Below are 22,687 nucleotides of genomic sequence, written 5' to 3'. Positions count from 1 at the left end.
GCCCCGCAGGATGGATGGGAGGTCCATCACATCGCGGCGCCGCCCCAGTCCCGTCCCCTTTGCTCATTTCAACTCGCTGCCATCAGAGGCAGTCGGTCAATGCATCGTAGGTACTCGGGCAAGTAATGGGGTCGCTGCAGGGCAATGCGGTATCCAGCGCGCCCGGACCGCTGAGCAACGGCAGCAGCACCGACAAACGGGTTCCCGGCACCACCGGCAACCGGCACGCCCAGGTCCGGGAATCGACACTGGGCAGTGCGTCGCGCTCGTTGACCCAGGCATAGCTGCCTGCAAAGCTCCACAGGCACTCTGCCACTGCCCCCGTGTTCCGGGTGACGGCACACCGCAACTGCAGCGCACGCAGGTTGCCGTAGTCGCCTTCGCAGAACGTGTCGCCGCAGATGTCATCAAATCCACGTACCAGCGCACGCTCCATCGCAGCGAAGGCCGCCTCGCCCTCCCCGGGCCTGGGATGGTCGCGCGCATCGACATGGATGTCCGCGGGCATCGATCCAGCGACCAGCAATAGCAGCAGGAGTCCGGTCATGACGCGGTCCCCGGCTTGGCCAGGCAGCGGCGCAGCCCTTGCAGCAGGCTGGCCGATGCCCCCGGCAGGCGCACCCGCAACGGCTCGGCCACATCAAGTGCGGCATGGAAGGCGTCTACCCCCAGGCCTGGAGGTATCGGCAACACGCAGCGCCATACCACGACGTCAGGCTCGATGCTGCCTGCCGCGCGCACGCGCAGGTCACTGCCGGCCACCACCCAGATGCATGCTGCCATGCTGCCATCCTGCGCCTGGACCGAGCATCGCAGCTGCATCGGCCACAGGAAGCGCCGCGGTACGCAGGCCTCGTTCGCGCAGGCGGCCTGGAATCCGGCGGCCAGACGGTCTTCCAGGTCATAGAAGCGATCCCAGTTCGCCTCAGGCGCCGGATGGTCAACCAGATCCACGAACCGGTTCCGGCCATCGACACCCGGGTGGGCATGTGCCGGGCCTGCCAGCAGGGGGGCAGAAACGGTCAACATGTGGATAAGGACCAGACGTGCAAGGTCCATGTAACGCTTTGGCAGCATGGTGAAGGGAAACATGGTCAAGCTCTGTGGGGCTCGTCCCCAGCATCCAGCGATGCCCGGCCCTGGGGCATCGGGGGAGTCCGCGGCCCGCGCTGGAGGTTCTTCCCGGCAGGCTGCAGGAATCCCACCTGCACACAGATCGGCAAACGCATAAAATGGTCCTCTTTTCGCCCCCCGCTACCGGAGCACATCAATGGGTCTGGAACTCGTCTCCCCCGGCAAGAACCCGCCGGACGAAATCAACGTCATCATCGAGATCCCGAAGGATTCCGAGCCGGTCAAGTACGAAGTGGACAAGGACACCGGCGCGATCTTCGTCGACCGCATCCTTTCGACTCCGATGCGCTATCCGTGCAATTACGGCTATGTGCCGAGCACCCTGTGCGGCGACGGCGACCCGGCCGACGTACTGGTCGTCCTGCCGCTGCCGCTGATTCCGGGCTCGGTGGTGCGCTGCCGTCCGGTGGGCGTGCTGAAGATGAGCGACGAGGCGGGCAGCGACGAGAAGATCCTGGCCGTGCCGATCGCCAAGGTGTTCAGTGGTTACGCCCACGTGGAAGACATCGGGCAGGTGTCCAGCCACTGGCTGGAGCGCATCGGCCACTTCTTCGAGCACTACAAGGACCTGGAGAAGGGCAAGTGGGTCAAGCTGGATGGTTGGGCCGGCGCCGCCGAGGCCAAGCAGATCCTGGTCGAGGCCCACCAGCGTTATCTCGACGGCAAGGCCTGATCGCTCCGGCCACGCACGTGGCATCGGCTGCGCAGCTTGGCAGCCGCCCGTTCGCGGCCTGCCAGGCAGTTCACCGTTCGGCCTTGTGGCACATCCGCCACCGGGCCGAATCGGTTAAATTGCGGCACTTCACTTCGACCACGACGCCGTGCGTGGTCCGCCAGGGGAACGCGTCGTGCGCATTCTGTTTGTTGGGGACGAAGCCAGCCTTCCGGCTGAGCTGACAGGTTTCATTGCCGATCTTGGGGAAGAATGGCTTACCACGACACTGCCAGGCGGCCACGCTGCGATGGCAGCGGTTGCCGCCTCGGCGGTGGATGCCGTGGTGGTCAGCCCGTATCTGGGCGATATGGATGCGACCACGCTGCTTGGACAGGTCCGCACGCTGCGGCCAGGAACCATCCGCATCGCGCTGATCGATGCCCAGCAGGGCAATCGCCCACCACCGGCCCGCCTTATCGGTGTCGCCCATCGGTTCCTTCCACTGCCGCTGGCACCGGAAATGTTGCTGGAAGCCCTGGGCAGCCTGGAAGAGCTGCGTGAACTGCTGGACAACCCGCGGCTGCGCGAGGCCATCGGCCGCATCGAGAAGCTGCCGTCGCCGCCCCACGTCTACCTGAGCCTGACCCAGGCGCTGGAGCACGATGACGATGCCGACAGCGCCGACGTCGCCAGGCTGGTCGCGGCCGACCCGGCGATCGCCGCAAAAGTGCTGCAGTTGTCCAATTCGGCGTTCTTCAGCAGCGGCCGCACCATTTCCGACCTGCGCACCGCCGTCACCCGCCTGGGCCTGTCGACGCTGCGCGACCTGGTGCTGGCCAGCGAAGTATTTTCGGCGCCGACCCTGTCCGCCGCCGAACGCAATTCGCTGCAGCAGCGCGCCCTGCTCTCTTCGCGCCTGGCCGCACGCCTGTTGCCCACGTCCAGTGCAGAACTGGGCGCCACCGCCGCCCTGCTGGCCGACATCGGCCTGTTGTTGCCGGGCGTACGCAATGAACGCGACACATCGATACCGGCCGACGATGCACGACCGGGCCATGCCGAAGCAGGCGCCTACCTGCTCGGCCTGTGGGGCCTGCCGATGCCGATCGTGGAAGCCGTCGGCTTCCATCTGCAGCCCCAGCGCGCAAACACCCGCAGCTTCTGGGTGACCGGCGCGGTACACGTTGCGCTGGCACTGGTGAATGGCGACCCGGTGGACGAGGCCTATCTGCAGCGCGCGGGCGTGCTGCACAAGCTGCCCGAATGGCGCGAGCACGCCAATGCACTGATGGGGCTGGCCTCGCCAGAGGCCTGAACGTCCAGCGCGGATGCCCCCCGCCCTCTGATCGTGGGGCCTGGCAGTGACGGGCCATGCCCGTCAAATGCGCGCGCGAACATCCAGCGCAGCCCATGGAAGAAGAAAAAAGGGCGGGCCTTGCGGCCCGCCCTTCCTTTCATGCACCAATGCTTCGATGGATCAGAAGCGCTGGGTGTACTTCATGTAGTAGAAACGACCGATGTCAAAGCCACCGTAATACGAGAAGCTCGAGTTCGGCTGGCTGTACATGACCGGACCTTCATGATTGAACACGTTGTTGGCGCCCAGCGAGATGGTGGCATCCCATGGAGCGTTGTAACGGATCTGCAGGTCGTGGAAGGTGTTGGAACCAACCTTCCGGGTCGGCTGGGCCAGGGTGTACGGCGAGCTGAAGTCCGGCTGGTTGCACTCGCGGCCACCATCCATGTCATAGGAGCACGCTTCCTTCATGCCGGAGAAGTAACGGACACCCCAGTTGACACCGAAGTTGCCATAGCTCCAATCGACGTTCAGGTTTGAACGCACGCGGAAGTTGCCTTCCCAACCGGTGGACTGCTCGACCGGGGTTTCAGCTTCGTTATCCCGCTTGTATTCCAGGTAATCGACGTAGGTGGTCTTCCAATCGATGGTGAAGTTGCCGATTGCCAACTCCGGCAGACGGTACTTCACGCCCAGGTCGTAACCCGAGGTTTCCTGGTAACCACCATTGATCAGCGTACGAGTCACATCGACCACCTGGCCAGTGGTACGGCCTTCGGTACCACGGTCGAAGCGGTCACATGCCGAGTCGATGCCCAGCACATAGCACTGGTTCAGGATCGAGGTCACCGATTCAGCGGCGATCACGTTGTCAATGCGGATCTTCCACCAATCCAGGCTGACGTCCAGACCCTGCACGAAGTTCGGGCTATATACGAATCCGGCCGTCCAGGTCTTGGACGTCTCCGGCTTCAGCTCTGCGTTGGAACCCGACTCGAAAGCGCTGTACGACTGCGTACCCGGGCCGGTGGAAACTGCGCCACCCGACGTGATCTGGCGGAAGTCAGCCGGCAGGCCGGCTGCACCACAGGCCGCAGCAACCGACGGATTGCGCGAAGCCGAGCCAAAGCTGGTGTCGCACGGATCGGTGTAGCTGTCGAAGGTCTGCGAAACGCCGCCGTACAGGTTCGAGATGTTCGGTGCACGGAAACCTGTGGCGTAGGTGCCACGGATCAGCAAGTCATCGATCGGCTTCCACTTCAGGCCGAACTTCGAGTTCACCGTGTCGCCGAAGGTGCTGTAATCCGAATAGCGACCCGCCATGTCCAGCGACAGTTCCTTGGCGAACGGCAGATCGGCCAGGATCGGCACGTTCAGTTCCAGATAGAACTCGTCAAGGTCGTAATCACCGCGGGTCGGGGCACCGGCGAGGCTGGTGCTCAAACCGGACTGCAACAGCGCATCCGGGTTGTACTCGCCACTTTCTTCGCGGTGCTCGTAACCGGCGGCAATGGCCAGATCGCCAGCCGGCAAGGTGAACAGCGAACCGGCGATGTTGGCGCTGTAGACCTTGGTGGTGTTGGTGTAGGTATCGTGGCTCGGCAGGAACAGGTAGTTCTGCAGCGCCTCGTTGCCTGCCAGCGCACCAGCGCCGGTGGCGCCGTAGGGCAGCAACGGGTTCCACGGGGTGCAGCCCGAGATCACGGCGCCTTCGGTACCACAGCGGGCAACGCCACCGGCATCAATGAACGAAGGGCCGACCGCGTTCTGCACGTTCGGAATGAAGAGGTCACCAGTACCGGTCTTGACGCCCTTGTTCTGGTTGTAGACGTAGCCCACGTCCCAGTCCCAGTACTTGTCGGCGAACTGGAACGAACCTTCCAGGCCAGCACTGAAGCGGAAGGTTTCCTGCTCCGATTCGGTCTGGCGCGGCACTTCGGAACCACGGCGGATGAAGTTCGCATCTTCGCCCAGCGGGTTGAACGCGCTATCGGCCGACAGCGGGGTCTCATAGACTTCCGACTGGTACGGGTAGCCTGCGATCTGGGACGTCGCAGTGCGCTTGGTGTAAAGCACGTTCGCGGTTGCGCGCACGTTGTCGGTCAGGTCGAAGTTGCCGTTGGCGAACACCGAACGACGCTCCAGCTTGTTCTGCAGCCACATTTCCTCGCTGGCATTGGTGTAGTCATCCAAGCCGAACTCGTGGAAATCGGACAGGCTGGAACCGGACGCACCCGGGTTGAGCACATACCAGTTGTCGTCGCCATCGATCAGAACGCCCTTGTTGGACGCAGCCGACCAGCCATTGGCGCCTTCCGTCTCGTTCGGCGACTGGTGCCACTGGCCGTTCGGATATCGGCTGTAGCGGCGGTTCTTGGCGAAAACCGGCTTTTCCTTGCTGTACTCGGCACCGAAGGTGATCGACCCGCGATCACCGGTCTGCCCGTACACAAAGTTGTAGGTTTCCTTGTCACCATCGCCTTGGCCGTACTGGCCACGGTAGACGCTGGCTTCCAGGCCGTCGAAGTTCTTGCGGGTGATGATGTTGATCACACCGGCAATTGCATCTGAACCGTAGATGGCCGACGCGCCGTCGGTCAGTACTTCAATACGCTCGACGACCGACGTCGGGATCGCAGCCAGATCGGTGTAACCACCGGTGCTGGTGCCCATGCGCTTGCCATCCAGCAGCACCAGGGTACGCTCCGGGCCAAGGTTGCGCAGGTCAACGTACTGACCGCCCACTTCTTCACCGGAGGTCAATGCGTCATTGCGGCTGATTGCAGGGGAACCGGTCGCGGCCAGGTTCTGCACGATATCGGCCACGCTGGTGAAGCCCTGCTTCTCGATGTCGGCGCGCTGCAATGCAATCACCGGCTGGGCGGTTTCCATGCTTGCTTGGCGGATGCGCGAGCCGGTGACCGAAATACGGTCCAGATCGGTAGTGCCGGATGCTGCAGCTTCCTGCGCCGAGGCGAAGCTCGGGCTCAGCGCCAGCGCGATGCCGGCAGGCAGCATGCCCAGCCGAACGGCGGGGTTACGGAAATTCATGTATCTCTCCAAGGTACGTTAGTGGCGTGTTAAAACGCCCCCAAACGTTACGATTGTGTTGCGACCCTTGGTTTGCGCGACACAGCCAGAGACTTTGCCGAATGTGGCGGCAGCTTTGCGATGCCTTCACGGAAGTGTGATGCGGATTGGCCGAAGCGGGCACGGAACGCCCGCGCGAAGCTGCAGCAGTTGTCGAAACCACTGGCCGCGGCGACTTCGCCGATCATCATGTCGGTGTCGCGCAGCAGGTCTGCGGCGCGCTCCAGCCGCAGCCGTGCCGACAGCGCCTGCGGGCTTTCTTCGTACAGGCTCTGGAACGTCTTGGACAGGTACCAGCTGGAGAAGTTGGTCAGTTCCGCCAGTTCCCCGATGCGCACCACGCGGTGGCTGTTGCCTTCCAGGTACAGGCGTGCGCGCTGCATGCGACCGAACACCTGGCGCTTGCGGCTACGCGACCGTCCCGGGCAACGCTGCACGGTTCCGGCCAGCGTGCGCTGCAGCGATGCCAGATGCAGCAGCAAGGGACGCAGGGCCTGTGCGGGCAAGCCGCTATCGAGCGCATCGCGCCACAGGCGCAGGGCCACTCGAAGCTCCGGGCGCTTCATCAACCCGCGGCCGGCGTACAGGCCGCAGTCGGCCAGTTCGGCCAGCATGCGCATGGCATCGGAGTTCAATGCCAGGCCAATGCACAACCCATTGCGACCGGCCTGCACCAGCGGACGGGATTCCTTTTCGAAAGCGATCCACTCCCCCTGCCGCAAGCGGAACCGGCCTTCCTTCGCCTCCACCCATGCACTGCCGCGGATCTGGATCCAGACAGTGAAGCAACTGCCCGCGGTCTGCAGGCTGCCCAGCCGGGCCACGCCCAGGCAGATGGGAGTGACGTCGTCCGGCGACTTGTCCAGTGAAATCGTTTGACCGCGATCGGCCAAGGAAAGCTGACGCATGGGGCACCACGGATTTGCCAATACAGGGCATCCGTTTTGCCAAATCAGGTGGCGGCCGTCAGGACGTCGACACGACTTCGCGACGAAATCGACACGATGGCAATACGAAAGACTTGTGAAGGAATTTATTCCTTCAGCATCAATGGCTTGATAAAGGCCGGAAAGATGTCCACAGATGCATCGGGCAACGGCATCACCCCGATATCCGCACCGTCGGTGACTGCGATCGATACGTACAGGTCATTCCCATCGGCACTGACGCTGAATCCGTTGCCGGCGCTCAGCCGTTTCGCGTCCACGCAGTGCGATTGCGGTGGGGAGGACGCACCGATCCGCAACAACCCGGTGCTGCAACCGGCCCAGTCATCGACGTAGTCGATCCTGCCACCCGACGCCACCGCCCAGTTCCGATAGCGCCAGCGCGAAGGCCTGTCCGTGCTGACCTGCTGCACGCTCGCTGCAGCCAGCGTGGAATCGGCCATCCACAGCCCGCCCGAACCGAATCGGGCGAACAACACATGCTGGCGACCCGCGTCGAAGCGAGCCTGGGAGACACCTTCCAGGGTGGCAAGCCGCTGCCACGGCACCGTCCGCCTATCGTACAGGCTGAGCCTGGTGCGCTGGTCGTCATCGCGTTCGATCACCAGCAACTGCGTCGGGTCGGCGGTATACAGCGCCTGCAGTGGCCGCGTCGCGGGAACCGGCAGCACGGACAGTTGCTCGTCGCGCGGGGTGATTTCGTATACCAGCGATTCACCGTGGTCATCGCGGCCTACCATCAGCAGGTGGCGGCTGTCGGGCGACCAGTCCGGCGACTGCCGGGTATCCGGCCGCAGGCCCTGGATCGGCCGCAACGACTGCGGCGACTGCAGATCGGCCCACCACAAGGCATAGCTGCCGGAGCGGTCGGACGCGAATACCAACTGCTGGCCGTCAGGGGCCAGCATCGGCTGGCTGTCACGGCCGCTGGAGGGAAACAGTCGCTCAGCCTTGGCAGGCTCGTGCACCGGCACTTTGAACAGGCCGAACTGCGCCTTGCGATGGACGAAAGCCAGCATGTTGCTGTTGCGTGCGACGGCCGGCCACTGGGCATCGTCCAGGCCCACGTCGCGCAGGGTCCGGGTGCCGGTGTCCAACTGGTACAGGCGTACCTCGCTGTCGACCCGGCGCCCGAACACGATATGACGGCTGTCGCTCAGCCATGCCCATCCGCGGATTTCCGCCGCATCATCGGTAAGCGGCTCCAATGGACCGCCTTCGGCCGGCATGCGCCACAGGTCACCGACCTGCGGGTTACGCACGAACACCAGCCATCGCCCATCCGGGGACACACGCGGTGCATAGTCGAAATCATCATCCTGTGCCGGATAGTCCAGAGCGCGCCATTTGCCGCTGCCCAGCTCCAGCACCCGGATTCCCCGGTGAGCGAACGCACCGACCATGCTGCCGAACACCAGTTCACGGCCATCGGGCATCCAATCGAAACTGAGCAGTTCGGTCCCGTCACAGCGCGTGGCCTGGCGCAGGTTGCCACCGGTCGCGCTGGCGATCAGCACCTGGCAGCGGCCATCGTCGAAGAAGCGCGCAAATGCGATCTCACGACCGTCGGGCGACCAGTTGGGGAACCGGTCCATCGCACCCGGCGGTCGTTCCACCAGGTTGCGCGCGGGCGCGTTGCCGGAGGTCTGCAGCTTGATCTGTCCGCCCTGGCCATCGTCGCCGCTGGCCTCATAGGCAACCTGCGATCCATCGGGCGACATCGTCGGGTAGGTCTCGAAGCCCGTGCCGGCCGTGATCAGCCGGTAAGGCCGCTGCGGACTGCCGATGACCCGTGTGCCGTTTTCCACGGCCGCGTCCAGCGGTGTTGGCCCAGAGCTGCGCTGCAGCAGCCATGCCATTACCGCCAGCGCAACCAGCATCACGATACCGACACCCAGCAACATCCATCGTCGGGTCCGACGCCAGGAACTTCGGCTGTGCTGCGGTACCACAGCCGATGTGGCTGCTCCGTCCAGCTCCAGTGCCGGCGTCGCTTCGTCGTCGGCCGCAGCACCGGTATCGGTCAGGGAACCCACGGGGAGCGGATCCGGTCCTGCCTCGTCGCCCTTTTCGTCCACCCGTGCGGATTGCCTTGGCAGCGCAGGCACGTCGTCCACGCATACCGGGACCAGCAGGCGATAGCCGGTCTTGGCGATGGTTTCGATATAGGCCGTCCCGCCGTCGCTGTCGCCCGCAAAGGCCTTGCGCAACTGGGTGATTGCCTGGGTGAGCACGTCATTGGTCGGCAAGGTATCCGGCCATACCTCGGCGAACAGCTCATCGCGCGTCACTACGCGCCCATTGCTGCGCGCCAGCACGCGCAGCACGCCCACTGCCTTGGGGGTCAGTCGGCGCAGGCGACGTACCCCAGGAACCTGCACTTCACGTGACGAAAGAGTCACGGTGCATTCGCCGATGCGCAGGATGTCAGCGTCGTGGGAAGGGCTGCTACTGATGGTCATCATTCTCGTACGCGGGTGGCAGGTGTCGTGCCAGCCAGGCGCGCGAGGATTCCATTACGCGGAACACACGAACAGCCAGACTCTGCAAACAGCATGGACCCATATCGCAAAACAACTGAAGCGCGCGAATACTAGCCTATGCGCGTTAACCGCACATGCTGCGGCGGACATCAGGCACTCTCTCGCCTACGTATTCAGATAATCAGTTTTACTATTCGCGCCCCTCTGGGCGCGATTTTTTTATCTGGCATTCATTTTCGTGGACCCTGCAGCATGGTCAATCCGACCAGCCGCGACACCACCAGCGCCACGTACATTACCCCTGAAAACTGCGCCAGCATTACCAATGCGCGCGCTTGCGGATGTACTGGAATGACATCGCTGAGGCCCACGCCGCTCAGTAAACTGAAGCTTAGATAAAGCAACTCCATCCACGTGCGTGTCCCGGTCGTCGTGGCGGCGAGGAAACTGCCCGGATACCACTGCTGGCAGACCGAGAATGCGAAAGCGAATGCCCACGCCAGCAGGGTGAAAGTCGCGCCCACCGCGAACAGTTCGTCGCGGGTGACCTTGTGGTCCTGCAGCATGTAGGCGATCAGCGCGCCGGCGGTATAGAAGTACAGCAGGCACTCCAGCAACTGTGCGGCGGTGCCCAGGCTGCTCCTGCCCAGCATGACGGCAGCGATGGAGAACACCACCGAAGGAATGGCCAACAGCAGTGCCAGCCAGGTACCCAGTGGGCTGCGCTGGACCACCCACAGCGCCAGGCCGAGCACCGCGATGCCGAACGTACCGAACACGGCGCGGCCTGCCGCTGTTTCGTCCATCGCCGGGTACAGCAGCACCCCGAGCAGCTGCACGCCGAGCAACCAGGCTGAAGGATGGCGCCGGGCAAGGGCCAGCCAACGGAGGGCAAACGGGGTCGACATCGCAGGGCACCGTTGGACGATGGCCGGAGGATACCGCCCGGGATGGATCCGGGCCATGCTCCACCGGCGCGACGGCGCCCCCGTCAACGATCTTCATCCATCGGCATGTGCATCGCGCACGTCCTGGCTGATCTTCATCGAGCAGAAGTGCGGGCCACACATGGAGCAGAAGTGGGCTTGCTTGTGCGCCTCCTTGGGCAGGGTTTCGTCATGGAACTCCCTGGCCTTCTCCGGGTCCAGGCCGAGATGGAACTGGTCTTCCCAGCGGAATTCGAAGCGTGCCTTGCTCAATGCGTTGTCGCGCACCTGCGCGCCGGGATGGCCCTTGGCCAGGTCCGAGGCATGTGCGGCGATGCGGTAGGCCATGATGCCGTCGCGCACATCCTGGCGATTGGGCAGGCCCAGGTGCTCCTTCGGGGTGACATAGCAGAGCATTGCCGTGCCATACCAGCCGATCATCGTCGCACCGATCGCACTGGTGATGTGGTCGTAACCCGGCGCGATGTCCGTGGTCAGGGGCCCCAGCGTGTAGAACGGTGCCTCGCCACACTCCCGCAACTGCTTGTCCATGTTCTCCTTGATCAGCTGCATCGGCACATGCCCGGGACCTTCGACCATGGTCTGCACGTCATGCTTCCACGCGACCCTGGTCAGTTCGCCCAGCGTTTCCAGCTCCGCGAACTGCGCCGCGTCGTTGGCGTCGGCGATGCAGCCGGGACGAAGGCCATCGCCCAGCGAGAAGGTCACGTCGTAGGCCTTCATGATCTCGCAGATGTCTTCGAAATGGGTGTAGAGGAAATTTTCCCTGCGATGGGCAAGGCACCATTTGGCCAGGATGCTGCCGCCCCGCGACACGATGCCGGTGACCCGTTTGGCGGCCAACGGCACATGCCGTTGCAGCACTCCAGCGTGGATGGTGAAGTAATCCACGCCCTGCTCGGCCTGCTCGATCAGGGTGTCGCGGAATATCTCCCAGCTCAGGTCCTCTGCACGCCCATCGACCTTCTCCAATGCCTGGTAGATCGGTACCGTACCGATCGCCACCGGCGAGTTGCGGATGATCCACTCGCGCGTCTCATGGATGTGCTTCCCGGTGGACAGGTCCATCACCGTGTCGCCTCCCCAGCGGATCGCCCACACCAGCTTCTCCACTTCCTCGGCGATGCCCGAGGACACCGCGCTGTTGCCGATGTTGGCGTTGATCTTGGTCAGGAAATTGCGGCCGATGATCATCGGCTCGCTTTCCGGGTGGTTGATGTTGTTGGGCAGCACGGCGCGTCCGCGCGCAATCTCGTCGCGGACGAATTCCGGCGTGATGATCTTCGGGATCGATGCACCGAAGGACACCCCCGCGTGCTGTTTCAACAGATCCGCATCCCGTACTGCCTCCAGGCGCTGGCTCTCGCGGATCGCCACGAACTCCATCTCCGGCGTGATGATGCCGCGGCGTGCGTAATGCATCTGGGTGACATTGGCGCCGGCCAAGGCGCGACGCGGTTGGTTGCGTGCAGGGAAGCGCACCGGATCCAGCCGCGCGTCTGTCTCGCGGGAGCGGCCAAACAGGGAGCCCGGGCCATCGAGCGCCTCGGTATCGCCGCGTTCGGCAACCCATGCCGCGCGCAACGCAGGCAGGCCAGCCGACAGATCGATGTGGGCGCCCGGATCAGTGTACGGACCGGAGGTGTCGTAGACGGTGAGGGGGGCGTTCTCGCCACCACCGAACAAGGCAGGAGTGCGGGCCAGCACGATCTCGCGCATGGGCACCTGGAGGTCGCGGCGGGAACCTTCGACGTGGATCTTGCGTGAGCCTGGAATCGGCCGGGTGACCGATCCGGAGAGTTGTTGGGCCTGTTGCTGCAGGGCAGAGAGCTGTGCGTTCATCGGCATCGTCCAGTGGATTCAGGGACGAAGCGGCGGCGCACTGATGCATGCGCGCGGACCTCCCCTGGGCGGGGTTCCACGCACCTCCATCATTGCGAAGCTTCCCTACGCCGGTATCAGCCGGATCAGGTTCCAAGGGACTATCTCAACCGTGGCCTTGCAGCCTCGGTACCCCCGCTTCGGCCGGGATTAAACCACAGAATGCGTATCGCGATGACATGGTACGCCGTGGGCACGCGCCGTCGCATGCTGCCAGCGATGGTTCCTGCAGCGTCATGGGACCATCGGATGCGCGTGCTGGACTGACGCGGTCATGACGACGCAGGGAGTTACACTGCGCCGGCACATTCCCTGCCTGGAGTGCGTGCCGCCCGATGCGGCTGTCGTCCACGGCCGTGCCCATGGCACCGTCGCATGGTGCAAGCTGCTGCTCGCTCCCCTCATTCGCTGATCGGAGAAGCTCCTTCATGGTGTTTCGAATTTCCATCGCGCTGGTCACCGTACTGGTGCTGCTTGCCGGCTTGTTGCCCGGCCCCTTCAACGCCGTGGTCCAGGTCGCTCTGGCCGAGGTCATCCGGGGTGTCGGCTGGCTGTACCTGCTGGTCGTGTTCATGGCCCTCACGTTCCTGATGTACCTGGCGTTCGGTCGCCTCGGCAACCTGCGCATCGGCGGCGAGGACGCCGAACCGGAGTTCTCCAACCCCAGTTGGCTGTCGATGCTGTTCGCCGCCGGCATGGGCATCGGGCTGGTGTTCTGGGGCGCAGCCGAGCCGGTCTCGCACTTCGTCAAGCCACCCGAGGGGCTGGCCCCGCTGAGCATGGAGGCAGCGCGGGCCTCGATGCGCTATTCGTTCTTCCATTGGGGCCTGCACCCGTGGGCCATCTATGCGTTGATCGGCCTGGCAATGGCATGGTTCCAGTACAACCGCAATGGCCGCGGACTGGTCAGCGACATGCTGCAGCCAGTGATCGGTCGCCACCATCGTGGCTGGATCGGGCACACCGTGAACATCGCCGCCGTGGTGTCCACTGCGATCGGGGTAGCCACCACGCTGGGCTTCGGCACGGTGCAGATAGCCGCGGGCCTGCAGCGGGTGTTCGGCATCACCGCCAGCGTCCCGGTGCAGATGACCATCATCGCCGTGGCGTTCGTGCTCTACATGTTGTCCACCAGCAGCGGCGTGGACCGCGGCATCAAGTGGCTGTCGAACTTCAACCTCGGCCTGGCCGCGTTGCTGCTGGCCGCGCTGCTGGTGCTTGGCCCCACCGGCTTCATCTTCGATACCTTCACCACCACGCTCGGCTCCTATCTCAACTCACTGGTGACGATGAGCCTGCGCATGTCCCCGTTCTCCGGCAGCACCTGGGTGGCGGACTGGACCATCTTCTACTGGGCATGGTGGATCAGCTGGGCTCCGTTCGTCGGCTCGTTCATCGCCCGGGTTTCCCGTGGGCGTACCGTGCGCGAGTTCGTGATCGGCGTGGTGGTGGCACCGACCGTGCTCGGCTTCCTGTGGTTCTCGGTATTCGGCGGCACCGCGTTGTGGTCGCAATTGTTCGGCCACGTGGATCTGGTCCAGGCGCTGGGCAATGGTTACGAAACCGTGCTGTTCACCATGTTCGACAGCCTGCCCATGCCGGTGGTGCTGGCCAGCGTGGCGCTGGTGTTGCTGATGATCTTCTTTGTCACTTCCGCCGACTCGGCGGTGCTGGTGCTGGCCAGCATGTCCACCGAAGAAGCAGGCGATCCACCGCTGAAACGCAAGATGGCGTGGGGCGTGGCCGTGGCGCTGATCGCTGCGGCGTTGCTGCTTGCCGGTGGGCTGGACGCGCTGCAGGGCATGATCACCATCGCGGCCCTGCCCTTCGCGCTGTTGATGGTGCTGGTGATGGTCTCGCTCTACAGGGTGCTGGATTTCGAGTACACACGGGAGCGTCGCCAGGCACAACGCGCGCGGCACATGATCGAATCCTGGATAGAGCGGGAGATGGCGGCCCAGGAAGAAACCCGCATCGAATCAGCCGCCGCGCAGGATCGCGACTGAGGGTGGCGGGATAACGGGGCGCCGGTACAGGGCGGGTCCGTGACCCGCCGCTCCTGCTTCCGGCGTTGCGCGAACGGCAGCGGGCCATGGACCCGCCCTGCCCATCCCCCCATTCCGCCGGGCATGGCCCGGCGCTACGTCGACGTGTGCATGGCCTGTCGATGGCCGGGCGGGGGTTACACACCCGTTCGATCAGTACCCCGCCGCCTGCCCATCCTTGCGGCTCTCCGAGGCGCCGTAATACACACCGGTGTCCGGATCACGCAGGATCGCCTGGTAACCGCCGTATGGGCCGTCGGCAAATACCACCCGGTGGCCCTTGCGCATCAACGCGCGGATTGTTTCATACGGAAATCCAGTTTCCAGGTTGACCTCGCCACCGTCGCTCATCGCCGTGGCCTGCCCGGTGGGTTCGGTGGAGCCATCATGCTGGATACGCGGCGCATCACCGGCCTCCTGCAGGTTCATGCCGAAGTCGACCAGGTTCATCACGATCTGCGCGTGGCCCTGCGGCTGCATCGCCCCACCCATCACGCCGAAGCTGGCATACGGTTTGCCGCCCTTGGTGATGAAGCCGGGGATGATGGTCTGGAACGGCCGCTTGCCGGGTGCATAACCGTTGGGATGATCCTTCTGCAGCACGAACATCTCGCCGCGATCCTGCAGGATGAAGCCCAGGCCCGGAGGAGCCATGCCGCTACCCATGCCCCGGTAGTTGGACTGGATCAGCGAGACCATCATGCCGTCGGCATCGGCCACCGTCATGTAGATCGTATCGCCTTCCTCCAACTGCTTCGGCGTCCCCGGCTGCACTTCCTTCAACGCCTTGTCCATCGAAATCAATGCACGTCGCTCGGCGGCATATTCCTTGGAGATCAGCTTCTGCACCGGCGCTGCAGGCTGGAACGCCATGTCGGCGTAGAAGCGGGCACGGTCGGCGAATGCCAGCTTCTTGGCTTCCACGAACAAGTGCACGTGCTCGGGCGAACCGAACGGAATCTTCGAGAAATCGTAACCTTCCAGTACGTTGAGGATCTGCAGCGCGGCAATGCCCTGGCTGTTGGGCGGCAACTCCCACACGTCATAGCCACGATAATTGCTGCTGACCGGGTCGACCCACTCACCATGGTGGCTGGCCATGTCGTCGTAGCTCAGGTAGCCGCCATTGGCCTTGAAATAGGTGCCGATCGTACGGGCGATGTCGCCCTTGTAGAACGCATCGCGTCCGCCATCGGCGATCTTCTGCAGGGTGTCGGCCAGGTTCGGGTTCTTCCACATCTCACCCTTGCGCGGGGCATGCCCATCGATGGTGAACTGCTCCTTGAAGCCTGGATACTGCGACAGACGGGGTACCGAGCGGTCCCAGTAATACGCAATCACCTCCGCCACCGGATGTCCCTGCCGCGCATAGCGGATGGCGGGCGCCAGGTTGTCGGCCATCGGTTTGCGGCCGAACCGCTCGTGCAAAGCAAACCAGCCATCGACCGCGCCGGGCACCGATACCGGCAACGGACCGGTGGCGGGAATCTCCTTCAGGCCACGGCGCTGGAATTCGGCCAGGGTGAGCGACTTCGGCGAACGGCCTGAGCCGTTGTAGCCGTACAGTTTCTGCGTCTTCGGGTCCCATACGATGGCAAACAGATCGCCACCGACGCCGTTGCCGGTCGGCTCCATCAGGCCGAGCGCCGCATTGGCGGCAACCGCGGCATCGACGGCACTGCCACCGTCTTTCATCACGTCCAGCGCGATCTGGGTCGCCAGCGGCTGCGAGGTGGCGGCCATCGCATGTGGCGCGATGACTTCCGAACGGGTAGCGAATCCGTGGCCGGTGATGCGGTCGGCGGCGGGGGATACAGTCGGAAGAGCAGCCAGCAAACCAGCGGCAAGCAGGCAACGGACAAGGTGTCGGGTCACGGAGTGGCTTCTTCAGGAATTGGGTTCCCCCGATGGTCGCCGGTCTTTGCCGCCCTGCCTATCCGGCATAGGTCATGAAAAAAGGGGACGGAGGGGATTAAGTCGCAATCAGCTGGTCGTGGCCAATTGCGACTTAATCCCCTCCGTCCCCTTTTTTCAAAGCCGCGCGAATGGCGTGGATGGCCGGCTGGCTGGGCCAATGGGACAGTGGTTTCAGTCGCAACGAAGCCCGTCCTGCAAGGCTTTCATGTGGATGCACCGGCAACCAATCCGAAGCCGGCGCAAAGGGTTGACACACCCGTGCGCACGTGGTTTCCTCGGACCCATGTTGCAACGCCACACGCCCCCGCTGCCGAACTTCGAGCCCGCCGCCATCGGCGCCGCCTCGCTGCGTTCGCTTCTCGTGCTCGTACTTATTAGCCAGCCCACAGGAGCGGGACGAGCCAGCGTGTAAGCAGCAGACACACACAGGAACTCGATCAGAACCCGCACCGGTCCCCGGCGCGGGTTTTTTCGTTTCAAGACCCAGTGACACCCCTCACCCACTCTCTCTGCAAGGAACCACCACGATGAGCACCAACGACCTGCCCCAGACCAAGATCGCCGTTGTCGGCTACGGCAGCCAGGGACGCGCACATGCGCTGAACCTGCGTGAATCCGGCTTCGACGTCGTGGTAGGCCTGCGTCCCGGCGGCCCGACCGAAGTCAAGGCACAGGCGGACGGCTTCACCGTCAAGGCACCGGCCGAGGCAGTGAAGGATGCCGACCTGGTCGCCGTGCTGACCCCGGACATGGTGCAGAAGAAGCTGTACGAGGACGTCCTGGCACCGAACATGAAGCACGGCGCCTGCCTGCTGTTCGCCCACGGCCTCAATGTCCACTTCAACATGATCGCCCCGCGCGAAGACCTCGACGTCGTCCTGGTCGCGCCGAAGGGACCGGGCGCGCTGGTACGCCGCGAATATGAGATCGGCCGTGGCGTGCCGTGCATCTGGGCGGTCTACCAGGACAAGAGCGGCAAGGCCGCCGAGCTGGCGCTGGCCTATGCCGCCGGCCTGGGCGGCGCACGTGCCAACCTGATCCAGACCACCTTCAAGGAAGAAACCGAGACCGACCTGTTCGGCGAGCAGGCGGTGCTGTGCGGTGGCGCCTCGGCACTGGTGCAGGCCGGCTTCGAAACGCTGGTGGAAGCTGGCTACCAGCCGGAGATCGCGTATTACGAAGTGCTGCACGAATTGAAGCTGATCGTCGACCTGTTCTACGAAGGCGGCATCTCGCGGATGCTGGAGTTCATCTCCGAGACCGCTCAGTACGGCGACTACGTCAGTGGCCCGCGCGTGATCGACGCCGGCACCAAGGAGCGCATGAAGGAAGTGCTGAAGGACATCCAGGACGGCACCTTCACCAAGAACTGGGTAGCCGAATACGAAGCCGGCCTGCCGAACTACAACAGGTTCAAGCAGGCCGACCTGGAGCACCCGATCGAAAAGGTAGGCAAGGAACTGCGCGCCAAGATGGTCTGGTTGCAAGGACAGGCCGCGTAAACCGCGCGGCCTACCCCCCACCCGCTTTGCAAGGTTCCCCATGAACAACCCCGCACAACGCAGCGCGCCGCCCAACGGCGCGCGCTGGCTGACCCAGGCCCTGGAGGCCGAAGGCGTGCAGACGCTGTTCGGCTATCCGGGCGGCACCATCATGCCCTTCTACGATGCGCTGGTGGATTCGCGGCTGAAGCATGTACTGGTGCGCCACGAACAGGGCGCGGCACTGGCCGCCAACGGCTTCGCGCGCGCCAGCGGCCGCGTCGGCGTGTGCATCGCCACCTCCGGCCCGGGCGCATCCAACCTGGTCACCGGCATCGCCGACGCCATGCTGGATTCGGTGCCGATGGTCTGCATCACCGGACAGGTGGCCACGCCCCTGCTGGGTACCGATGCGTTCCAGGAACTGGACGTGTTCGGCCTGACCCTGCCGATCGTCAAGCACAGCTGGCTGGTGCGCAGCGTCGACGACCTGCCGCGCATTGTCGCCGACGCCTTCCGCATTGCCCGCGAAGGCAGGCCCGGCCCGGTGCTGATCGACCTGCCCAAGGACGTGCAGGTAGCTGATGCCAGCCACTTGCCTGTCCACGTGCCGGCCAACGTGGAGGCACCGCCGGCACCTGCCGCCGAGGCCATCGCCGAGGCCATCGCGGCGATCGCCGCCGCCGAGAAACCGGTGATCTACGCCGGTGGCGGTATTGCCCTGGGCGACGCGGTGCAGGACCTGCGCGCGTTCGCCGAGTCCAGCGGCATCCCGACCGTACTGACCCTGCGTGGCCTGGGCGCATTGCCGGTCGGGCACCCGCAGTCGCTGGGCATGCTGGGCATGCATGGCACCCGCGCCGCGAACATGGCGGTGCAGGACTGCGATGTGCTGCTGGTGCTGGGCGCGCGCTTCGATGACCGTGCCACCGGCAAACTGGCCGAGTTCGCGCCGTTCGCACGCGTCGTGCACGTCGATGCCGATGCCTACGAGATCTCCAAGCTGCGTACCGCCGACGTGGCCGTGCCCGGCAACATCGCGCAGGCAATCCGCGCACTGGCTGCGGCCTTCCCCTCCCCCAGGGCCCACCAGGACGCGTGGCGCAAGCGCTGTGCGCAGCACCGCGAGAAGTTCGCTGCCCGCTACGACGCCCCTGGCAACCATATCTATGCGCCGGCGCTGCTGAAGCGACTGAGCGAACTGGCACCGGCCGATGCGGTGATCGCCTGCGACGTTGGCCAGCATCAGATGTGGGTCGCCCAGCATTGTCGTTTCAACCACCCGCGCAACCACCTGACCAGCGGCGCGCTGGGCACCATGGGCTTCGGCCTGCCGGCCGCGATGGGTGCACAGTTCGCCTGCCCCGATCGTACCGTGGTGCTGGTTTCCGGCGATGGCAGCTTCATGATGAACGTGCAGGAGCTGGCGACCATTGCCCGCTGCCGCCTGCCGGTGAAGATCGTGCTGCTGGACAACAGTTCGCTGGGCATGGTCCGGCAATGGCAGGAACTGTTCTTCGCCGAGCGTTACAGCGAGATCGACCTGTCGGACAACCCCGACTTCGTGGCCCTGGCCAAGGTGTTTGGCATCTCCGCCAGCCGCATCGATGTACGCGATGACGTCGAGGGCGGGCTGGCCGCGCTGCTGGCCGAGCCGGGCCCGGCGCTGCTGCACGTGGCCATCGATGCACGTGCCAACGTGTGGCCGCTGGTCCCGCCCAATACCGCCAACAGCACGATGCTGGAATCCAATCCGGCCCATGCCAGCCAGGAGGCTCCCAATGCAATACCGGCTTGACCTGGTGCTGTACCCGGCCGAAGGCGCGCTGCTGCGCGTGATCGGCATGGCCGAACGCCGGGGCTTTGCGCCGCGCGCGATCAACGGCGCACCCGATGCCGATGACCAGGGCCGGTGGCACCTGCAACTGGTGGTGGACGGCACCCGTCCGCCTGAAACCCTGTGCCGGCAGATCGAGAAGATCTACGACTGCATCTCGGTACAGGTGACCGAACTGCAGGGAGTGGCAGCATGAACGCTCGTACCGTGCAAGCGGTGCCGGCACGGAGGCGTCTTCTTCGCCGCGCGTGCCCGCCGACGCTCGCGCACCGCATGGATCACCATGCCCGCGCCTGACCATGCAAACGGCGAAACCGACGTAGGCGACGTAACCGTTGCCGACGTGCTGGCGGCGCAGGCGCGCCTGCGCCGCTTCCTGCCGCCCACTCCCCTGCACCATGCCGAACGTTTCGGTACCTGGCTGAAGCTGGAGAACCTGCAGCGCACCGGCTCGTACAAGGTCCGTGGCGCGCTGAACGCGCTGTTGGCCGGCCGCGAGCGCGGCGACCTGCGGCCGGTGATCTGCGCCTCTGCCGGCAACCATGCACAGGGCGTCGCATGGGCAGCGCACCGCCTGGGCGTGCAGGCCATCACCGTGATGCCGCACGGTGCACCGGCGAACAAGGTCGCCGGCGTCGCCCACTGGGGCGCCACGGTGCGCCAGCATGGCGAAAGCTATGACGAAGCGTGGGCGTTCGCGATGGACCTGGCGCAGCGCAATGGCTATCGCTTCCTGTCCGCCTTCGACGATCCCGATGTCATCGCCGGCCAGGGCACGGTTGGCATCGAGCTCGCCGCGCACTGCCCTGACGTGGTGATCGTACCGATCGGCGGCGGCGGGCTGGCCTCCGGCGTCGCCCTTGCGCTGAAATCACAGGGCGTGCGCATTGTCGGCGCGCAGGTCGAGGGCGTCGACTCCATGGCCCGCGCGATACGCGGCGATGTCCGTCCGATCGCACCCGTGGCCTCGCTGGCCGACGGCGTGCGGGTCCAGATACCGGGTTTCCTGACCCGCCGCCTGTGCGCGGCGCTGCTGGACGACGTGGTCATCGTGCGCGAGGCCGAGCTGCGCGAAACCCTGGTGCGGCTGGCACTGGAAGAGAACCTGATCGCCGAAGGCGCTGGCGCGCTCGCCCTGGCCGCTGGCCGACGCGTGGCCGGCCGGCGCAAGTTCGCGGTGGTTTCCGGCGGCAACATCGATGCCGGGGTGCTTGCCGGCCTGCTCACCGACGTCCGCCCGCGCGCACCGCGCAAACCGCGTCGACGACGCCCTGAACTTCCCCGGCCTGCGCTCGCCGCGGCCACCGCCAAGCCTTTGAAACCTGCTTGTTCCCCTTTCCACCTGCAAGAAGCCGCACCCGCTGTCGAGGAGACTTCCCCATGACCACGCCGACCAACGAACGAATTACCCCGCACCGCATCCGCATCTTCGACACCACCCTCCGCGACGGCGAGCAGTCCCCCGGCTGCAGCATGAGCCCACAGCAGAAGCTGGTGATGGCGCGCGCACTGGACGAGCTGGGCGTGGATGTCATCGAAACCGGATTTCCTGCAAGCTCGCAATCCGACCGCGACGCGATGGCCATGATCGCCCACGAAGTCCGGCGGCCTGTACTGGCGGTGCTGTCGCGCTGCCTGGCCGGTGACATCGAGACCTCGCTGCGCTCGCTGGAAGCGGCCGCCAATCCGCGCCTGCACGTATTCCTGTCCACCAGCCCCCTGCACCGCGAGCACAAGCTGCGGATGACACGCGAACAGGTGCTGGAATCCGTGCACAAGCATGTGTCGCTGGCACGCTCGCACATCGACGATGTCGAATTCTCGGCCGAAGATGCGACCCGTACCGAACTGGATTACCTGATCGAAGTGGCACGCGTGGCGATTGCCGCCGGCGCGACCACCATCAACCTGCCGGATACCGTCGGCTTCACCACGCCCGAAGAGATCCGCAGGATGTTCCAGCAGGTCATCGCGGGCGTGGCCGACGTGGGCGGTGCCGCCAACGTGGTGTTCAGTGCGCACTGCCATAACGACCTGGGACTGGCGGTGGCCAATTCGCTGGCGGCGATCGAAGGCGGCGCACGCCAGGTCGAATGCACTGTCAACGGCATCGGCGAGCGTGCGGGCAACTGCGCGCTGGAGGAGATCACCATGGCATTGAAGGTCCGCCAGGCCTTCTACGAACAGGACACCGCGATCAATACCCCGCGCATCGTCGCCACATCGCAGTTGCTGCAGCGGCTGGTTGGCATGCCGGTACAACGCAACAAGGCCATCGTCGGCGCCAATGCGTTCGCCCATGAGTCAGGCATCCACCAGCATGGCATGCTGCGCCATCGCGGCACCTACGAAATCATGCGCCCGGAAGATGTCGGCTGGGAAGATTCGCAGATGGTGCTGGGCCGCCACAGCGGGCGCGCCGCCGTGGAGCAGCGCCTGCGTGCGCTGGGGTTCTGGCTGGAAGAAGAAGAACTGAAACTGGTCTTCGAACAATTCAAGGCACTGTGCGAACAGCAGCGCGTGGTCACTGATCCGGACCTGCAGACGCTGATGCAGGGTGGCCCGAGCAACCAGGGTTATCGCCTGGCATCGATGACCATCAGCGATGTCGGCAGCCGCGCAAATGCGCTGGTGGAACTGTCCGATCCGGACGGCAACCGCGTGGCCGAGACCGCGCAGGGAGACGGCCCGGTCGACGCACTGTTCGGCGCCCTGTCGGCGGCTACCGGCGTCAGCCTGCAGCTGGACAGCTACCAGGTGCACAGCGTCGGCATCGGTGCCGATGCCCGCGGCGAGGCCAACCTGAGCGTACGCAGCCAGGACGAGGTGCTGGAGGGTACCGGAACCAGCCGCGACATCATCGAAGCCTCGGCCCTGGCCTGGCTGGACGTTGCCAATCGCCTGCTGCGCCAGCGTGCCGCCGCCGAAAGCAGCTCGCCGGCCACCACCGCTGCCACCGCCACCGCCTGAGGA

Annotated in this window: 16 protein-coding genes and 1 riboswitch; of the genes, 8 read left to right on the top strand and 8 right to left on the bottom strand. The window is 64.8% G+C overall.

All coding sequences use genetic code 11. The annotated features are described in order from the left end of the window. Window positions 1-82 precede the first annotated feature (82 nt). Together H4O11_RS07690 and H4O11_RS07685 are read right to left on the bottom strand one after the other, a co-directional pair. The gene (locus H4O11_RS07690; RefSeq protein ID WP_182338811.1) at window positions 83-547 is read right to left on the bottom strand and encodes a hypothetical protein; all 465 of its coding nucleotides are present in this window, start codon (window positions 545-547) and stop codon (window positions 83-85) included. Further along, on the bottom strand, window positions 544-1,029 hold the full coding sequence (locus tag H4O11_RS07685; protein WP_182338810.1) for a hypothetical protein: 486 nt from the start codon (window positions 1,027-1,029) through the stop codon (window positions 544-546). The genes H4O11_RS07690 and H4O11_RS07685 overlap by 4 nt, the downstream gene beginning before the upstream one ends. 241 nt (window positions 1,030-1,270) lie before the next feature. Here H4O11_RS07685 and ppa point away from each other — a divergent pair, with 241 nt between their 5' ends. Both ppa and H4O11_RS07675 read left to right on the top strand, forming a co-directional pair. Further along, window positions 1,271-1,807 carry an inorganic diphosphatase gene (gene ppa / locus H4O11_RS07680; protein WP_182338809.1) on the top strand — a complete coding sequence of 179 codons (537 nt, stop codon included), beginning with the start codon at window positions 1,271-1,273 and terminating at the stop codon, window positions 1,805-1,807. A 175-nt stretch (window positions 1,808-1,982) separates the two neighbouring features. Next, on the top strand, window positions 1,983-3,104 hold the full coding sequence (locus H4O11_RS07675; RefSeq protein WP_182338808.1) for an HDOD domain-containing protein: 1,122 nt from the start codon (window positions 1,983-1,985) through the stop codon (window positions 3,102-3,104). 162 nt (window positions 3,105-3,266) lie between these two features. Here H4O11_RS07675 and H4O11_RS07670 read toward each other — a convergent pair whose 3' ends face one another. The 5 genes from H4O11_RS07670 to thiC form a co-directional block, all read right to left on the bottom strand. Further along, on the bottom strand, window positions 3,267-6,137 hold the full coding sequence (locus H4O11_RS07670) for a TonB-dependent receptor domain-containing protein (RefSeq protein WP_182338807.1): 2,871 nt from the start codon (window positions 6,135-6,137) through the stop codon (window positions 3,267-3,269). Between the two features lie 47 nt (window positions 6,138-6,184). Beyond that, entirely contained in the window at window positions 6,185-7,084 is a 900-nt protein-coding gene (locus tag H4O11_RS07665; RefSeq protein WP_182338806.1) for a helix-turn-helix transcriptional regulator, read from the bottom strand. Between the two features lie 125 nt (window positions 7,085-7,209). Further along, complete coding sequence (locus tag H4O11_RS07660) at window positions 7,210-9,585, bottom strand: winged helix-turn-helix domain-containing protein (RefSeq protein WP_182338805.1); 2,376 nt, start codon at window positions 9,583-9,585, stop codon at window positions 7,210-7,212. A 251-nt stretch (window positions 9,586-9,836) separates the two neighbouring features. Then, window positions 9,837-10,514: an ion channel gene (locus H4O11_RS07655; protein ID WP_182338804.1), complete on the bottom strand. Its 678-nt coding sequence runs from the start codon at window positions 10,512-10,514 to the stop codon at window positions 9,837-9,839. A 93-nt stretch (window positions 10,515-10,607) separates the two neighbouring features. Next, window positions 10,608-12,395, bottom strand: coding sequence for a phosphomethylpyrimidine synthase ThiC (gene thiC / locus H4O11_RS07650; RefSeq protein WP_182338803.1), 1,788 nt, complete (start codon window positions 12,393-12,395; stop codon window positions 10,608-10,610). 84 nt (window positions 12,396-12,479) lie between these two features. Then, window positions 12,480-12,581: riboswitch (TPP riboswitch) on the bottom strand. Between the two features lie 281 nt (window positions 12,582-12,862). Here thiC and H4O11_RS07645 point away from each other — a divergent pair. Beyond that, window positions 12,863-14,440: a BCCT family transporter gene (locus H4O11_RS07645; protein ID WP_182338802.1), complete on the top strand. Its 1,578-nt coding sequence runs from the start codon at window positions 12,863-12,865 to the stop codon at window positions 14,438-14,440. A 192-nt stretch (window positions 14,441-14,632) separates the two neighbouring features. Here H4O11_RS07645 and ggt read toward each other — a convergent pair whose 3' ends face one another. Then, the gene (gene ggt, locus H4O11_RS07640; RefSeq protein WP_182338801.1) at window positions 14,633-16,354 is read right to left on the bottom strand and encodes a gamma-glutamyltransferase; all 1,722 of its coding nucleotides are present in this window, start codon (window positions 16,352-16,354) and stop codon (window positions 14,633-14,635) included. A 569-nt stretch (window positions 16,355-16,923) separates the two neighbouring features. Between ggt and ilvC the strand changes: the two genes are divergently transcribed. The 5 genes from ilvC (at window position 16,924) to H4O11_RS07615 (ending at window position 22,684) form a co-directional block, all read left to right on the top strand. Next, complete coding sequence (ilvC, locus tag H4O11_RS07635) at window positions 16,924-17,898, top strand: ketol-acid reductoisomerase (protein ID WP_182338800.1); 975 nt, start codon at window positions 16,924-16,926, stop codon at window positions 17,896-17,898. Window positions 17,899-17,938: 40 nt separating this feature from the next. Beyond that, window positions 17,939-19,675: an acetolactate synthase 2 catalytic subunit gene (ilvG, locus tag H4O11_RS07630; protein WP_182338799.1), complete on the top strand. Its 1,737-nt coding sequence runs from the start codon at window positions 17,939-17,941 to the stop codon at window positions 19,673-19,675. Further along, window positions 19,659-19,910 carry an ACT domain-containing protein gene (locus H4O11_RS07625; RefSeq protein ID WP_182338798.1) on the top strand — a complete coding sequence of 84 codons (252 nt, stop codon included), beginning with the start codon at window positions 19,659-19,661 and terminating at the stop codon, window positions 19,908-19,910. Before ilvG ends, H4O11_RS07625 begins: the two co-directional genes overlap by 17 nt. Before the next feature lie 87 nt (window positions 19,911-19,997). After that, on the top strand, window positions 19,998-21,098 hold the full coding sequence (locus H4O11_RS07620) for a threonine dehydratase (RefSeq protein ID WP_182338797.1): 1,101 nt from the start codon (window positions 19,998-20,000) through the stop codon (window positions 21,096-21,098). After that, the gene (locus H4O11_RS07615) at window positions 21,095-22,684 is read left to right on the top strand and encodes a 2-isopropylmalate synthase (protein WP_182338796.1); all 1,590 of its coding nucleotides are present in this window, start codon (window positions 21,095-21,097) and stop codon (window positions 22,682-22,684) included. Before H4O11_RS07620 ends, H4O11_RS07615 begins: the two co-directional genes overlap by 4 nt. The last annotated feature ends 3 nt before the right edge of the window (window positions 22,685-22,687 follow it).

Origin of the sequence: Stenotrophomonas tumulicola (genome assembly GCF_014117215.1) — a bacterium.
GTDB lineage: Bacteria > Pseudomonadota > Gammaproteobacteria > Xanthomonadales > Xanthomonadaceae > Stenotrophomonas > Stenotrophomonas tumulicola.
This window is presented reverse-complemented; position numbering and strand designations above follow the sequence as displayed.

Excerpts from the sequence above, each read along its gene's own strand:
- H4O11_RS07690 (WP_182338811.1), bottom strand. The coding sequence starts at position 547 with ATGACCGGACTCCTGCTGCTATTGCTGGTCGCTGGATCGATGCCCGCG.
- H4O11_RS07685 (WP_182338810.1), bottom strand. The coding sequence starts at position 1,029 with ATGTTGACCGTTTCTGCCCCCCTGCTGGCAGGCCCGGCACATGCCCAC.
- ppa (WP_182338809.1), top strand. The coding sequence starts at position 1,271 with ATGGGTCTGGAACTCGTCTCCCCCGGCAAGAACCCGCCGGACGAAATC.
- H4O11_RS07670 (WP_182338807.1), bottom strand. The coding sequence starts at position 6,137 with ATGAATTTCCGTAACCCCGCCGTTCGGCTGGGCATGCTGCCTGCCGGC.
- H4O11_RS07665 (WP_182338806.1), bottom strand. The coding sequence starts at position 7,084 with ATGCGTCAGCTTTCCTTGGCCGATCGCGGTCAAACGATTTCACTGGAC.
- H4O11_RS07660 (WP_182338805.1), bottom strand. The coding sequence starts at position 9,585 with ATGACCATCAGTAGCAGCCCTTCCCACGACGCTGACATCCTGCGCATC.
- H4O11_RS07655 (WP_182338804.1), bottom strand. The coding sequence starts at position 10,514 with ATGTCGACCCCGTTTGCCCTCCGTTGGCTGGCCCTTGCCCGGCGCCAT.
- thiC (WP_182338803.1), bottom strand. The coding sequence starts at position 12,395 with ATGAACGCACAGCTCTCTGCCCTGCAGCAACAGGCCCAACAACTCTCC.
- H4O11_RS07645 (WP_182338802.1), top strand. The coding sequence starts at position 12,863 with ATGGTGTTTCGAATTTCCATCGCGCTGGTCACCGTACTGGTGCTGCTT.
- ilvC (WP_182338800.1), top strand. The coding sequence starts at position 16,924 with ATGAGCACCAACGACCTGCCCCAGACCAAGATCGCCGTTGTCGGCTAC.
- ilvG (WP_182338799.1), top strand. The coding sequence starts at position 17,939 with ATGAACAACCCCGCACAACGCAGCGCGCCGCCCAACGGCGCGCGCTGG.
- H4O11_RS07625 (WP_182338798.1), top strand. The coding sequence starts at position 19,659 with ATGCAATACCGGCTTGACCTGGTGCTGTACCCGGCCGAAGGCGCGCTG.
- H4O11_RS07620 (WP_182338797.1), top strand. The coding sequence starts at position 19,998 with ATGCCCGCGCCTGACCATGCAAACGGCGAAACCGACGTAGGCGACGTA.
- H4O11_RS07615 (WP_182338796.1), top strand. The coding sequence starts at position 21,095 with ATGACCACGCCGACCAACGAACGAATTACCCCGCACCGCATCCGCATC.